Origin of the sequence: Pontibacter litorisediminis (genome assembly GCF_029360645.1) — a bacterium.
In the GTDB taxonomy this organism is placed as follows: Bacteria; Bacteroidota; Bacteroidia; order Cytophagales; family Hymenobacteraceae; genus Pontibacter; species Pontibacter litorisediminis.
Map to the genome: position 1 here is coordinate 39,499 of NZ_JARDUA010000002.1, position 14,229 is coordinate 53,727.

The window sequence follows — 14,229 nt, forward strand, 5'->3', positions numbered from 1 at the left end:
GTCTCCTACTTCTTTCCCGTTGCCCCGGTAGCTTCGGTTAAATTCCTCTTGTTCTGGTAATAATGCAGGCTAAGTTTATCTGAAGTGACGATAGCATCCTCGTCGGTGATCAGCAGGCACTCTACCCCCTTTAGCTGGTTAACAAGGTAAAGCCCCTCCTCTTTCCCCAGCACGGAGACGGCCGTGGCAAGGGCATCTGCCAGCTCGCCGTTGGCGCATACAATCGTGACGCTCTTCAGGCCCTGCGCAGGATAGCCGGTCCGCGGGTCGATGATGTGCGAGTAGCGCTTGCCGTCTAGCTCCACATACTTTTCATAGTTGCCGGATGTCACCACGGCGGTGTTATCGGCGGTGAGCCAAGAGAATACCTTATCTTTTTCCTCCGGATCGGCAATGCCGACGTACCAAGGTTCGCCATTGGCCTGTTTACCCCAGGTTACCATGTCGCCGGCCGCATTCACCACACCTCCCGCAATGCCCATTTCGCGCATCACATCGCGGGCCCGGTTGGCAGCATAGCCCTTGCCTATCGCCCCAAAGCCTATTTTCATACCAGGCTCCTTCAGGTATACACTGTGGTCTTTAGGGTTTAGGATGATGTTTTTGTAGTTGATTTTGGAGACAGAGGCGGCCACTTCCTCGGGCGAGGGAATGACCTTCATGCTGCCGTCATACTTCCATACTTGGTAGGCGGAGGCAAAGGTGATATCAAAGGCGCCGCCCGTCATCTGGGAGATGCGGTTGCTGCGGCTGATCAGGTCATAGAGCTCCTGGTCCACCACCACCGGTTGGATGCCGGCATTGCGGTTGATTTCGCTGGTTTGGGAGGTAGGCTGCCATTCCGAGATAAGCGCCTCGATGCGCTGGATTTCTTTGATGCCGGCGTCTATGGCTTCCCAGGCTTTCTGCGGCTCCTGGCTGACGGCTGCCAGCTCAAAGCGGGTGCCCATCAGCTTCAGCACTTTCTTCTGCATCTGGGGCTCCTGAAGGGGCAGGCGCTGCGCCTGCACGGCCTGCACGAGGCCACCGCAGCAGATTATCCAAAGTATAAACAGGCGTTTGAGCATAAGTGCTTGTCTGGCGTAGAGGCCGATTCAGTCAGTATGATAGTGGTTACACGTCAATCCTTCTGGAGCTCCTTCAGGTGTTGGATGTATTTTTCCGGGCCCCCGGTCTTATAGCCAGTCTTGGCTATCACGTTTCCATTCTCGTCTGTGAGCACCACCAGCGGGAAAAGGCCATCCCGGTTATACTTGGCCGCCAGTTCCTCGTTCTGCCTTGTCTGCTCCGCGGGCAGTTGGTTCTTCTTCAGCCTCGGGAAGTCTAGCTCCAGCAGCACCAGGTTTTCCCTGGCGTACTGCTTAAACTGTTCCGACTCCCACACCTCCTTGCGCAGCATGATGCAGGGCTTGCACCAGTCCGACCCCGCAAACACCATCAGGATAGGCTTGTGCGCGGCTTTGGCCTCGGCGACAGCGGCTTCATACTTCACCTTCCACCCGTTGCCGTCGGCGAGCTGGGCAAAAGCCGTATTCAGATTCATGAGTAGCCCTAGGGTCAGGGCAAAAGCTAACTTCTTTTTCATCAGTAAGTCTTGTTACAGCAGCCAAGCCTGTAAAAATCTGCCGCCTTTCTGAGCTTCTCGACAGAAGGGGCATCTGGCTAATAGGAACCAGGCTTTTACAGGAAAATGCTTCTTATTTGCACGTAAACAACCAAAAGTTTCTGTAGAATTTCTATAGGAACGGTTACTCCGTACAGAAAATATGTTAAACTTACAGGCTTACCCTTGGGAGCAAAAGCCTTTGTAGCACCCCTGAAAAGAAATATGAAACTACTGATTGTAGAGGACGAGCAGGTACTACTGGAGGAGGTATCGACTTACCTGACCGAGCAAGGATACCTGTGCGAGCGTGCATCAGGTTTTGTGGAGGCAGAAGAAAAGATGCTGCTGTATGAGTACGATGTGATTGTTCTGGACATCACACTACCCGACGGAAGCGGCCTGCAGCTGCTCAAGCTCCTGAAACAGGTAAACCCTGAGGCGGGGGTATTGATCGTGTCGGCCAGAAACGCCCTTGCCGATAAGCTGGAGGGGCTAAGCCTGGGAGCGGATGATTACATCACCAAGCCCTTCCACCTGGAGGAGCTGAATGCACGCATTCACGCCCTTATACGCCGGAAGTACCAGCACGGCCACGCTGATATCAGGATAGATGACCTCAGGATTGACACTGTGGGAAAGGCGGTAACCGTACAGGGAGAAGAACTGGCTTTGACGCGGAAAGAGTATGAACTATTGCTCTACCTGGTGGTCAATCAGAACCGGATGGTCAGCCAGCAAGCTATTGCCGAGCACCTGTGGGGCAACAGCTACGACATGGCGGACAACTTCAACTTTATCTACATGCACATCAAGAACCTGCGTAAAAAGCTGAAGCAGCGCACAGGGAGAGAGTACATCAAAACGGTTTACGGGCTGGGCTACAAATGGGCCACTTCATGAAGCTCCTGCACATCATCACGAGAACTTACCTGCTGGCCTCCCTTGCAATGCTGGTTGTTGGCAGCCTGCTGCTCTTCCTGATACTGCAGTGGCAGGTGCAGGAAGAGGTAAACGAGGAGCTTGCCCTGCAGGAGGAGCTGGTTGTAGAGCAGATCCGGAACGGAGTAATACCGCGCTTCCCTTTAACCCAGGTAAGGCAGGTAAGCACAGAAACAGCCCTTACCAGGACCTACGGCGACTCAGTGATCTACGACCATGTGCAGCAACGGGAGGAAGACTACCGCTACCTGCGAACAGTGCGGCGCATAAACGGGAAAAACTATGCCCTGCTGGTAATGGATGCGCATGTGGGCTGGGGGGAGTATTACGTGACGATCTTTCTTGTATTTTTGGTGATGGGGCTGCTCCTCGGCGTTGCCGGAACCGTGGCGAATTACTTCCTGGCTAAAAGGATTTGGCAGCCTTTCTTCCAGAACCTGGCCACCTACCGGCAGTACCAAATCAGCTCTTCTGAACCACTTTCCCTTCACGCTTCGCAAGTGGAGGAATTCCAGGAACTCCAAAGTGCCTTGCTGGAACAGACCCGTCGGGGACGCCGAGACTTCCTGGCCCTTCGTGAATTCACGGAAAACGCCTCCCATGAAATACAGACCCCACTGGCAATCCTGCAGTCAAAGCTTGATCGGCTGAGCCAGTACCCCCTGAGCGAAGAGGTGGCGCACCACCTGGCCCTGGCCAAGGCCAGCACCAGCAGGCTGTCCCGCATCAACAAAGGGCTGCTGCTGCTAGCCAAGCTGGACAACAGGGCTTTTGAGGAAAGGGAAGCAGTTGACGTAAGGGAACTGCTGCAGGCACAGCTAGAGCAAATCGAGGAGCTTTTCTCGTTAAAGGGGCTGCTCCTGCAGCTGGAAATTGCTCCCTGTGTGCTTCAGGCAAACAGATACTTGATGGAGATTCTTCTGTCGAACCTGCTGAGCAATGCGCTTCGCCATACCTCCGGGCAGGGCCGCGTTTCCGTACTCCTCAGCCCGAATAGACTTACCATCTCCAACCCGGGCAGCCCATTGGCCCTGGCGGAGGAACAGCTTTTTGAACGCTTTAAAAAGGAGCGGTCGGGGCCAGAGCAGTCTACAGGGCTGGGGCTGGCGATAGCCAAAGAGATTTGCAACGTGCATGGCTGGCCACTGCAGTACAGCTATAGCGATGGCAGGCATTACTTCACGGTGCGGTTCGCCTGAGCATCCTGCAGCCTCCTTACTGCCCCTGCCAGCGGTTAATCAGCTTTTGAGTTTATGCTAAAAGGGGCGCCCGATGCTGGGCTTCTTCGGCAGCCGTGACGGTCAAACCACACTGCTGCCCTTACTGCGCCTTCGCTGTTTTACGGTTTCGCCTTTTCCACCACTTCACGCCTTCGTACCACACCACAGAAACAAAACCTGCGGCTATAGCCAAAACAAGCTGGTGCATACTTAAGGAAACAAAACCAAAGAAGCCCGCCAGCGGCCCCACGTAAAGCAGCAAGCCTGACAAGATTATGGTTATGCCGATTACTAGTAGCACCAGGTTGTTCTTATACTTTAGGGTGGTGAGCATCGAGTAATAAAAGGAGCGGTTGACCAAAGTCAGGAAAAGGTTAGCCGCGATAAGCACAGTGAACACCATGGTGCGGGTAAGGGCATCGTTGTACCCTTGCTGCACGCCATACTGGTACATGCTCAAAGAACCCGCCGTGATCACCAGGCCCTGCACGACACTGGTGGCCAGCTCCCGCCAATTAAAAAAAGTTTGGGAGAACTTGCGCGGCCTCTGCACCATGACATTTTTCTCGATCGGCTCGTTTTCATAGACGATGGAGCAGGTAGGCCCCATGATCAACTCGAAATAAATAATGTGGGCCGGTGAAAATATGTTAGGAAACTTCCAGCCCAGCACCAGGGGGATGAATACTGTCAGGATGATCGGGATGTGGATGGAGATGATGTACTGAATGGCTTTCTTGAGGTTTGCGTAAATCTTTCGCCCCATGGCCACGGCATCCACCATTTTGCTCAGGTCATCTTCCAGCAAGATCAATGAGGCAGCCTGTTTGGCTATCTCCGCCCCTTTTCGGCCCATGGCAACGCCAATATGAGCTGCCTTCAGCGCCGGTCCATCGTTCACCCCGTCGCCTGTCATGGCCACCACCTGGTCTTTTGCCTTCAGGGCATTAATGATGCGGAGCTTGGCCTCCGGAAACATCCGGGTAAATACCTTCGTCTCCATTACCCGCTCCGACAGCTCCGCCTCGGGTAAGTTAATCAGCTCCTCTCCTGACAGGCTTTTGTCGTAGCCCCGGAAACCTACCTGCCGGGCAATGGCCGCCGTCGTCGCGGCATTGTCCCCGGTCACAATCTTCACGTCGATGCCGGCTGCGTAAAAAGCTGCGAACACCTGCTGTATGCCCTGCTTGGGCGGGTCATAAAACGCGACAAGGCCTTTGAAGCGAAACGGCAGCTCCTGTTGCGTGGCCGGGAACGAAGCGCCATCCCACACCGCCTCCGCCACGCCCAGTACCCGGTAACCTGCTCCCGCCAACTCGCGCATCACTCCCTCTACTTCGGCTTTTTCGCTTGCCGTGAGCCCGCCATTGTTGAAGTAAGCCTCCGGAGCACCCTTCGAAGCCACAATGCGCCTGCCCTGACTGTCTTCAAACACGTGGGTCATCATAGGCGGCTTGCCTCCCAGCGGGTACTCGTGCGCCAGCCGGTAGTGCGGTCTTTCGTCCACTGCAGCCAGCTTTTTATATGCTTCATGCAGCGAAAGCTCCATAGGGTCGAAGGGGATTGGTTCGCTGGCCCACATCGCCACCCGGATGAGTTCCTTTTCCTTTTCGTTCAGTTCATCCTGCAGGCGGCAAAGCCGGTGAGAGGCAAGGGCAAACACCTTGTCCAGTTGCATCCGGTTTTCGGTGATGGTGCCGGTTTTGTCGGTGCAGACTACCGTGGCGCTGCCTAGCGTCTCCACCGTCTTCATTTGCTTCACCACGATCCCAAGCCGCATCAGGCGCCAGGCACCCAGGGCCATGAAGGTGGTGAAAGCAACCGGGATCTCCTCCGGCAGGATGCTCATGGCCAGGGTAAGGGCCTTGAGCAGGCTGTCGAGCATGTTATGGGTCTGGAAGAAGTTAACACCCCACACGATGGTGAGCACGACAGCACCCAGCAGCACCATTTTCCGGACAAAGCTCTCAATCTGCAGCTCCAGGGGCGTTACCTCCTCGGCTATACTTTCCATACTCCTGCCGATCCTGCCTAATTTGGTATCATTGCCGATGGCTGTCACCGTGGCAATGGCCAAACCACTGGCGACGGTAGTGCCCTGGTAAATAAAATGGTCTGCCTGGTGCTGGTCCTTAAACACGGCCATTGACTCCCCGGTCAGAATGGACTCGTTCACTGAAAAGTCATTTGCCTGCGCAATGCTGCCATCTGCCGCTATGAGGCTCCCCTCCTCCACCATCAGGCTGTCGCCCAGCACCACTTCCTCGCTCCTGATCTCCTCCACCTGCCCGTTTCGAATCACCTTGCAGTTTGGCTGTGTGAAGCTGCGCAGCTTTTCCAGTGCACTGCGGCTGCGGGAGTCCTGGTACAGGGAGATGGCAGCCACCAGCAGGATGGCTACGGCCAGGAAGATGCTGTTGCCCACATCGCCGCTGATCCAGTAGATCAGGGCGGCGATAAGCAGCAAAACCACCATAGGCTCCTTGGCTAAACCCTTGAGTGCCGCCCATAGCTCGTTTTCCCTGTGCTCCTCCAGCCGGTTGAGCCCATATTTCTCCCTTGCCGCAAGCACCTGCTCTGTGCTTAGCCCCTGGGTGTGCGCACGCTGCTCCGGCACTGTGACTTTAGCCATACGATAGAGTGATTGTTCCTGTAGAAAGCTGCCTTCTTACATGTTGCCTTCTCGCTTGTACCTACGCTGCCTATCCATCATATCCACCACCAACCCCGACCAGGTAAAGTCCTCCGCCCCGTTGCCCTCTCCGGTAAACGGGTGGTAATACTCCCTGAAGCCGCTCTTGCTAATAAGCCGCTTTACGCTTTGCAGCAGGCCTTCTGCCGCCTCTGTGTAGCCCTTCTCCAGCAAGTGTTCCTGCATAAACCAGTTAAACATCACCCAGGTGGGCCCGCGCCAGAGGTAAAGCGATTCGCCCGGGTTAAAGGCAGCCTCATCCACAGCCAGCGAGGGCAATGGAAAGGGCACATGAAAGCCGTCTTTGTGCAGCAGGTGCAACTCCAGCACCCGCTGGCATACTTCTTTTGGCACGCTCCTGAGCACCACCGGAAAAAAGATCGTGCCGGTCCGGATCTTTAGCTTTTCGTAATGATGTCCGTGCAGGTCATAAAAGGCCGCGTCCTGCGCATCATACATGTAGCGCAGGATGCCTTGCTCCGTCTTCAGTGCCAGCCTCTTAAATTTTTGTTCGTCCGCGTCGGCAAGTATGGCACAGAGCTCTGCCAGCGCCCAAAGATTCTGCGCATAAATAGTGTTAAAACCCACGTCCTTTACGATAAACCTGTTGCTGCCGTAGATCTCGGGGAGGTTATAATTTTTCAGAAAGTTTAAGGCATCCACCTGCAGGAACTTCCAAAAAAGCAGTGGGCCTGCTTTCCCTCGGCTATAACCTACCACAGGATCGTAACTGGCTTTCCAATCCATGCCCGACTCAAACGGGGAGATGATGGACAGCAAGCCCTCTCCCTCAAAGTCGCGGTTGTCGGCCAGCCACTGGTAATACATCTTCAGCCGAGGCAGCATCTCCCTGACAAAGTCGCTACCCTGATCGCCCCTATAGATGCGCAGGACAGCCTGTGCGGCCAAAGGCGGCTGCACCAGCGCCGACATGTGCGGCTGGTGCAGGTGCAGGACAGTTTCAGGCCTGAGTTGCAGCAAATCTGTCACACGGCCTGGCCAGAGGCGCTTCCAGTAGCTCATGTGCCCCACGAAACCGTCCGGCTGCTGCATCTCAAAAAGGCTGCGCATGTGCTTCTTGGCCATATCCACCTCGCCCAGGGCTGACAGCGTGAACACATGGAAACAGGTGTCCCAGAAAAACTGAAAAGGGTACGTTTCCGGCGATGGTTTGGTGAAGTGGTAACTGTATCCTGACCGCTTCCCGCTGATCATGTTTCGGTGCAGCATGGCCCGCACCCGCTCCCTTAACTCCTCGTCCGGCAACACCCCCTGCCCAGGGCTTAATGCCTTACTTTCACTTGATGTATTCATCCCAACCGGCATAGCGTTGCGTAATGGGGCCTAAGGGAATAGCCAGTGCGGCGACAGCCAGACCAAGTATAAGCGATGTGATGTTGAGCCCCGTTTGCCCCCCCAGAAACCAGGGAGCCGCAGCCGCAACTAGGCCTAGCAGCACGTTCAGGTAACGGCCAATGCGCAGCGGTTCGCCCATGCAGATAACAGACACCACCACAATGAGCGCACCCGACAGGTGCAGCACATCCGCCACGGTATCCTGAATGGGTACACCGAACAGGCCAGGGACAAACACCAGGGCCGCGCCCAGCAATGCAGCTAATGACAGCGACCACGGAAAGCTCATCCCCCAGATAGAGGAAGCGTATACCTTGCCCGGCTCCTGCGGAAATTCCAGGAGCTCCGGCGCATGCTCCTCCTGCTCGCCGCCCTCTACCGTACCGCCTTTCCAGAAAACCTTCCAAAAGCCTTCGCCCTGCTGCACTCTCCTCTTCATGAACTGGCCCATGGCAACCACCTCATCGGCCTCCAGCGGGATCATGGGCAGCATAATGGCAGCGGCCAGCAGGCAGAAGGTGCACCAGGCGCCCACCATCACGGGCTGCGAAATCACCAGGAAGATGTGCACCAAGCCGAGCGGAATGACCAATATACCGAACACAGCCACCATCCAGGGCATGGTGCGCCAGCGGGCGGGGCTGCCCATCCAGCCCATCAGAAACTCGAACGTATAGGCAATGGCGCCTAAGCCAGCATCCGAAATCGGCAGCGAGTGCGACATGCTGGAGTTAAGCACCTGCTGGCTTTGGCCTCCAAAGAACGGATCCCACACCGAATCGATGTAACCCAGCTGGAAAGCCGCCAGGTAGCGCGACACGATCCATCCTAAGAAACCCAGCACCATCATGATCCAGCGCTGGGGCCAGCTGCTGGGGTTGTAGCTCCAGCCCGGCGGCACCTTCGGTCCCATTTTCATATATAGGATCATGTTGGGCATGCCGGGGATAAGTATGGTCAGGGCGATGACGAGCGCCCCTACCAGGGTATCGTTCAGGTAAGCCACTGCAGACGGTGACCAGAAAAGGATGGGGGCCATGGTAAGCCAGATGCCCACAAAGCAGCAGACCCAGAGGCTGACAGGGCGGTTGGGCGTCAGGCCGCGCCACCCGAAGAAGATCAGAAGAGCTCCGCTGATGATGACGCTCCACTTCATAAAGGCAATGCGCTGCTCCAGGGACAACCACACGCTCCTGCCCCCTGACGGGCTGACCGTGCCGATGCTGTAGTCAAAGGTGAAGGGAGAAATCAGTACCCAGCAACCCAGTATGATGATCATCCAGTAAACCCACAGCGTTTGCATGTGATGCATGTGCAGCATCTTCTGCCGCATCTCGGGGTCCATTTTCATCTGGTGGCTTTCTCCTCCACTTTCCTCCCCTTCCTGCATCTTGCTGTTGTGCCCCCGTATTTGCTTCTCGGCCATTGGTCGGGTAACACCGCGCATGCCCATGCCTCCGCCCTCGTGCTGCCCGTTGCCTTTGTGCTTATTCTTATCCATATCCGGTATGCATTAAATCCTACAACTATTGCTGCCCTGGCAGCGATGCGCCGAGACTAGACAAGCTGCGGAATAAGTTGCTGCTTGAGCTGCGGCATCATCCTAAGGTTTACCCGACCCATGCCGTAATAGTTTTACAGATGATGAGGATAGGATGCATTTGTTAAAGTAAAACCTGCAACGCATCTCCTCCTGCCAAGTACAAGTATAAACACTCTGGGCGCAAACATGACGCGCATCATTTCTCGCTTTACTACAGATGGATAAGTTTGTCCGGCAACATACTTTAGAGATGCAACATCCACACGAACAGCACGAGCACCATAACACCCACCGCCAGGCAGGGCAAAAAGCAAGTAAAGCAGAAGAGCGGCTGGAAGAAAAGGCGCTGCATGGCCACGAGCACGCGATGCACAGCGACACCACCGGCCACCCGCCGCACGGCGAGCACGGACATGACCATCACCGAATGATGATCGAGGACTTTAAGAAGCGTTTCTGGGTGTCGCTGGTGTTGTCTGTTCCTGTCATTGTTCTCAGCCCGATGGTACAGCACATCCTGGGTTTCTCGCTGGACATTCCATTCAGCATGTACATTGCCTTTATACTTTCCTCCATCATTTATTTCTATGGCGGCTGGCCCTTCCTGACCGGCCTTGCGCAGGAGGTAAAGAAAGGTTCGCCGGGCATGATGACGCTGATTGGAGTGGCCATCACGGTGGCTTACCTCTACAGCACGGCCATCGTGTTTGGGCTGGAGGGCATGGACTTCTTTTGGGAGCTGGCCACGCTGATCATGATCATGCTGTTGGGCCACTGGATTGAGATGCGTTCGGTGCTGGGAGCCTCCAAGGCACTGGAACTGCTGGTGAGCATGATGCCCGCCGAGGCCATGCTGATTCGTGACGGGGAGACAGTGAAAGTACGGATCGAAGACCTGCGGAAAGGCGATCTGATACTGGTGAAGCCCGGCGAGAAAGTACCCGCCGACGGCGTGGTGGAGGACGGTGAGAGCCACCTGAACGAGAGCATGCTTACTGGCGAAAGCAAACCCGTTAAAAAAACGAAGGGCGAGAAAGTGATTGGCGGCTCCATCAACGGCAACGGGGCGCTGCGGGTACGCGTGGAGTTTACGGGCAAGGAAAGCTACCTGAACAAGGTGATCAACCTGGTGCAGGAGGCGCAGAAAACCAAGTCTGAGACGCAGCGCCTGGCGGACCGGGCCGCTAAATGGCTGACTTACGTGGCACTGACCGCTGGCTTTGGTACGTTTGCCGTATGGCTTATACTTGGCCAGAACCTGGCTTTTGCGCTGGAGCGGATGGTGACGGTGATGGTGATCTCCTGCCCGCATGCGCTCGGGCTGGCCGTGCCGCTGGTGGTGGCGATCTCCACGGCTGTGTCGGCCAATAACGGCCTGCTCATCCGCAACCGCACCGCCTTCGAGAACTCCCGCAAAATCACCACCGTCATCTTCGACAAGACCGGCACCCTCACGCAGGGTTCCCACCAGATAGCTTCTGTCGTAGCCTTTGGAAGTAGGGACAAGCGGGAAATGATACGTTTGGCCGCTGGGGTGGAACAGAACTCCGAGCACTACATTGCACAAAGTATACTGCGCAGGGCAAAGGAAGAAAAGATAGCCGTGCCGCCATCCGAAGCCTTCAGCTACCTGCCGGGCAAAGGGCTGGAAGGTATGGTAGAGGGTCGTGACGTGAAAGTGGTGGGGCCAAACTACCTGAAAGAGTACAACGTTGCCATTCCGGACAGCCAGGCCGAAGAAGGCGTGGAGACAGTGGTGTATGTGCTCGTGGAGGGGGAGCCGGTGGGCTACATCACCATGCGCGATCAGATTCGGGAAGAGTCCGGGGAGGCGATACGGGTACTGCGGGAGAACGGCATCAAAAACCTGCTGCTCACCGGCGACAACGAGCGCGTGGCTAAAAGCGTGAGCGAGCAGCTGCAGATGGACGGCTTTCTGGCCAACGTGCTGCCGCACCAGAAGCAGGAGAAGGTAAAGGAGCTACAGGCACAGGGCGAGTTTGTGGCTATGACCGGCGATGGGGTGAACGACGCCCCTGCCCTGGCACAGGCAGATGTGGGCATTGCCGTGGGTTCCGGCACCGACGTAGCCGCCGAGACGGCCGACATCATCCTGGTGAACAGCAACCCGCAGGACATCGCCTCGCTCATCCTTTTCGGCAAGGCCACTTACCGCAAGATGATCCAGAACCTGATCTGGGCCACCGGTTACAACGTGGTGGCGCTGCCACTGGCGGCGGGTGTGCTCTACCACCAGGGCATCATGGTATCACCGGCTGTGGGGGCGGCTCTTATGAGCCTGAGCACGGTGATCGTGGCTATCAACGCACAGCTTTTGCGCCGGCAGATCAAATAATGCACCCAAGAAAAAGAAGATGCCTCCAACCCTAGTTGGTATAGACCTCCCTCCTTTTAGACAGCCTTAGCCCACAGGCACAAAGCTGTGAACACGGCCTGTGTTCAGAAACGAATGCCGGAAAAGGTGTGCGTTGATAGCCACTGCCACGGGATGGTGTGGATACCTCCCCCTTTCTTAACTGAAAAGATTACGCCATACTTACTCTGTAGCTTATACTTCAGAGCGGCATCCGCCACCTGCTCCCTTGCGGTGCCTTTAAAAAAATAAAGTATAAAATGAGCTTTAAACATTAAATAAACTCGATATATTGTCCATAATTTGTCAAGTCTAAAACAAAATAGACAGAAAGTGATAGGTAATAGGATCAGAACGCTCCGGGAAGAGAACAAGATACTTCTTCGCCAGTTAGCCGCCCTGCTGGACATGGATACGGCCATGCTCAGCAAAATGGAGCGAGGCGAACGATACTTTAAGAAAGAAGATATCATCCGCCTCTCCGCTTTTTTCAAGCAACCACAGGAAGAGCTCCTGACGCTTTGGTTAGCAGACAAGGTGGTGAAAACAGTAGCTGGGGAAAACTATAAGGTGGAGGCCTTGACCGCTGCTATTGCCTGTGTAGAAGATATAAAAAATAGGTATGTCCGATAAACTTGATTTAGCCACACCAGATCTGGTTCAAAGAAATATAGAGAAAATTGCAGCGCTGTTTCCTCACTGCGTTACCGAAACCGCAACCGGTGTAGCCATTGACTTTGACCTTTTAAAGCAGGAGCTGAGCGCTGAGATAGTGGAAGGTGCCAAAGAGCGCTACCGCCTGGAATGGCCGGGGAAGCGTGAGGCCATTGTAACGGCTAACCTGCCCAGTACCAAAACGCTGCGCCCGATTGTTGCTGACAGCGTTGATTTTGAGACGACAGAGAATATCTATATTGAAGGCGACAACCTGGAGGTGCTGAAGCTACTGCAGGAAAGCTACCTGGGGCAGATCAAACTGATCTACATAGACCCGCCTTACAATACGGGGAAGGACTTTGTCTACAAAGACAACTTCAGGCAAGGTGCCGGGGAATACGCACTGGAAAGCGGCCAAACAGATGACCACAACCAGCGTTTGTTTGCCAACCCCGAAACGGCTGGCCGCTACCACTCCGACTGGCTCACCATGATCTACCCCAGGCTGAAGCTAGCCCGGAACCTGCTTCGAGCGAATGGCGCTATTTTCATCTCCATCGATGAAAACGAGTTGAGCAACCTCCGCAAGGTATGCGATGAGATATTCGGAGAGTCAAATTTCCGGAACGCCTTTATTGCCCGGCGCCATGATAAGAACCTGAACCGCCAGTTCATGAATGCTGGGCTAAAGACGTTCAATGTGGGCTTCGAGTACATTGTGTGCTATGCTAAATCCCCGGAATTTTCTTTCAAGCCCGTGTTCAAGGAGAGCTCAGAAGAGCGCCAGACAGCAGGCTACTGGAAAGGCTTCTGGAACGACGCCGACAGACCCACCATGCGCTATGACATCCTTGGCCACACTCCTGAAACAGGCCAGTGGAAATGGAAAGAGGAAACGGCACTGGAGGCCGTTGCCAACTACCAAACTTACCTGGAGCACTACCAGGAGAAGATGACGTTGGAAGAATATTGGGCCGCTACGGGCAAACAGTTAAAGTTTATCCGCAGAAACCCGGACGGAAAAGGTAAAAACAAAGGCGTCGAAAACTGGATCGCTCCCTCGGAAGGTATACTTCGGAACACCAATTGGCTGGATATCCTGGCCTCCAGGTCAGATGCCAGTAGCCAGGGCCTGTTCGATTACCCTAAAAACATCGAGTTGCTATCCACAATCATCCAGAGCAGTTGTGAGGCAGACGATACCGTGCTGGACTTTTTCTCCGGTTCGGCATCCACGGCGCATGCTGTGATGGTCGAAAACGCGGAGGGCCGCGGCTCCTTAAAGTACATCATGGTGCAGTTACCGGAGCTCACGGACGAAAAGAGCGAAGCCTACGTGGCTGGCTACCATAACATCTGCGAGATTGGCAAGGAGCGCATCCGGCGCGCGGCCAGGAAGGTGAAGGAAGAGACGGGCGCCGACATCGACTACGGTTTCCGGGTCTACCGCCTGGACAGCAGCAACATGCAGGACGTGTACTACCGGCCACAGGATTACCAGCAAAGTATACTGGACTTGTTTGCAGACAACATCAAGCCCGACAGAACGGCAGCGGACTTACTGGCCCAGGTCATACTGGATTGGGGCCTGCCCCTCTCCCTGCGGATAGAACAGGTGGCTGTTGCCGGCAAGCAGGTGTTCCGGGTGGGTGGGAACCTGCTCCATGCCTGCTTCGACAAAGGCTTGGACGAGGAGTTCGCTAAGGCGCTGGCGCAGGAGGCTCCCCAGCGCATCGTTTTCCGCGACGCCGGCTTCAGGAGCGATACTGCCAAAATAAACGTAAAGCACTTGTTAAAGCAGCTTAGCCCTGAAACGGAGATGAAAGTGATTTAAACCATACC

Annotated in this window: 10 protein-coding genes; 5 read left to right on the top strand and 5 right to left on the bottom strand. The window is 55.2% G+C overall.

From position 1 onward, the window contains the following. Window positions 1-5: 5 nt before the first annotated feature. Complete coding sequence (locus tag PXG97_RS06480) at window positions 6-1,067, bottom strand: FAD:protein FMN transferase (RefSeq protein WP_276496933.1); 1,062 nt, start codon at window positions 1,065-1,067, stop codon at window positions 6-8. Between the two features lie 53 nt (window positions 1,068-1,120). Continuing rightward, window positions 1,121-1,585 (bottom strand): thioredoxin family protein, encoded by a 465-nt coding sequence (locus tag PXG97_RS06485; RefSeq protein ID WP_276496934.1) that lies wholly within the window; start codon window positions 1,583-1,585, stop codon window positions 1,121-1,123. A 243-nt stretch (window positions 1,586-1,828) separates the two neighbouring features. Here PXG97_RS06485 and PXG97_RS06490 point away from each other — a divergent pair, with 243 nt between their 5' ends. Continuing rightward, on the top strand, window positions 1,829-2,506 hold the full coding sequence (locus PXG97_RS06490; protein ID WP_276496935.1) for a response regulator transcription factor: 678 nt from the start codon (window positions 1,829-1,831) through the stop codon (window positions 2,504-2,506). Continuing rightward, window positions 2,503-3,744 (top strand): sensor histidine kinase, encoded by a 1,242-nt coding sequence (locus PXG97_RS06495; protein WP_276496936.1) that lies wholly within the window; start codon window positions 2,503-2,505, stop codon window positions 3,742-3,744. The genes PXG97_RS06490 and PXG97_RS06495 overlap by 4 nt, the downstream gene beginning before the upstream one ends. A 121-nt stretch (window positions 3,745-3,865) precedes the next feature. On the opposite strand, the gene PXG97_RS06500 is transcribed toward PXG97_RS06495, so the two are convergent. The 3 genes from PXG97_RS06500 to PXG97_RS06510 are packed head-to-tail and all read right to left on the bottom strand — an operon-like array spanning window position 3,866 to window position 9,314. Continuing rightward, window positions 3,866-6,397 (bottom strand): cation-translocating P-type ATPase, encoded by a 2,532-nt coding sequence (locus PXG97_RS06500; RefSeq protein WP_276496937.1) that lies wholly within the window; start codon window positions 6,395-6,397, stop codon window positions 3,866-3,868. A gap of 36 nt (window positions 6,398-6,433) precedes the next feature. Continuing rightward, window positions 6,434-7,771 (bottom strand): amylo-alpha-1,6-glucosidase, encoded by a 1,338-nt coding sequence (locus PXG97_RS06505; RefSeq protein WP_276496938.1) that lies wholly within the window; start codon window positions 7,769-7,771, stop codon window positions 6,434-6,436. Beyond that, window positions 7,755-9,314 (bottom strand): vitamin K epoxide reductase family protein, encoded by a 1,560-nt coding sequence (locus tag PXG97_RS06510; protein WP_276496939.1) that lies wholly within the window; start codon window positions 9,312-9,314, stop codon window positions 7,755-7,757. The genes PXG97_RS06505 and PXG97_RS06510 overlap by 17 nt, the downstream gene beginning before the upstream one ends. A 292-nt stretch (window positions 9,315-9,606) precedes the next feature. Between PXG97_RS06510 and PXG97_RS06515 the strand changes: the two genes are divergently transcribed. The 3 genes from PXG97_RS06515 (at window position 9,607) to PXG97_RS06525 (ending at window position 14,221) form a co-directional block, all read left to right on the top strand. Continuing rightward, a complete protein-coding gene (locus tag PXG97_RS06515) occupies window positions 9,607-11,712 on the top strand; it encodes a copper-translocating P-type ATPase (protein ID WP_276496940.1) in 2,106 nt (701 codons plus the stop codon). Between the two features lie 351 nt (window positions 11,713-12,063). Beyond that, a complete protein-coding gene (locus tag PXG97_RS06520) occupies window positions 12,064-12,363 on the top strand; it encodes a helix-turn-helix domain-containing protein (protein WP_276496941.1) in 300 nt (99 codons plus the stop codon). Further along, entirely contained in the window at window positions 12,353-14,221 is a 1,869-nt protein-coding gene (locus tag PXG97_RS06525; RefSeq protein ID WP_276496942.1) for a site-specific DNA-methyltransferase, read from the top strand. The genes PXG97_RS06520 and PXG97_RS06525 overlap by 11 nt, the downstream gene beginning before the upstream one ends. The last annotated feature ends 8 nt before the right edge of the window (window positions 14,222-14,229 follow it).

Excerpts from the sequence above, each read along its gene's own strand:
- PXG97_RS06485 (WP_276496934.1), bottom strand. The coding sequence starts at position 1,585 with ATGAAAAAGAAGTTAGCTTTTGCCCTGACCCTAGGGCTACTCATGAAT.
- PXG97_RS06510 (WP_276496939.1), bottom strand. The coding sequence starts at position 9,314 with ATGGATAAGAATAAGCACAAAGGCAACGGGCAGCACGAGGGCGGAGGC.
- PXG97_RS06515 (WP_276496940.1), top strand. The coding sequence starts at position 9,607 with ATGCAACATCCACACGAACAGCACGAGCACCATAACACCCACCGCCAG.
- PXG97_RS06495 (WP_276496936.1), top strand. The coding sequence starts at position 2,503 with ATGAAGCTCCTGCACATCATCACGAGAACTTACCTGCTGGCCTCCCTT.
- PXG97_RS06505 (WP_276496938.1), bottom strand. The coding sequence starts at position 7,771 with ATGAATACATCAAGTGAAAGTAAGGCATTAAGCCCTGGGCAGGGGGTG.
- PXG97_RS06490 (WP_276496935.1), top strand. The coding sequence starts at position 1,829 with ATGAAACTACTGATTGTAGAGGACGAGCAGGTACTACTGGAGGAGGTA.
- PXG97_RS06480 (WP_276496933.1), bottom strand. The coding sequence starts at position 1,067 with ATGCTCAAACGCCTGTTTATACTTTGGATAATCTGCTGCGGTGGCCTC.
- PXG97_RS06500 (WP_276496937.1), bottom strand. The coding sequence starts at position 6,397 with ATGGCTAAAGTCACAGTGCCGGAGCAGCGTGCGCACACCCAGGGGCTA.
- PXG97_RS06525 (WP_276496942.1), top strand. The coding sequence starts at position 12,353 with ATGTCCGATAAACTTGATTTAGCCACACCAGATCTGGTTCAAAGAAAT.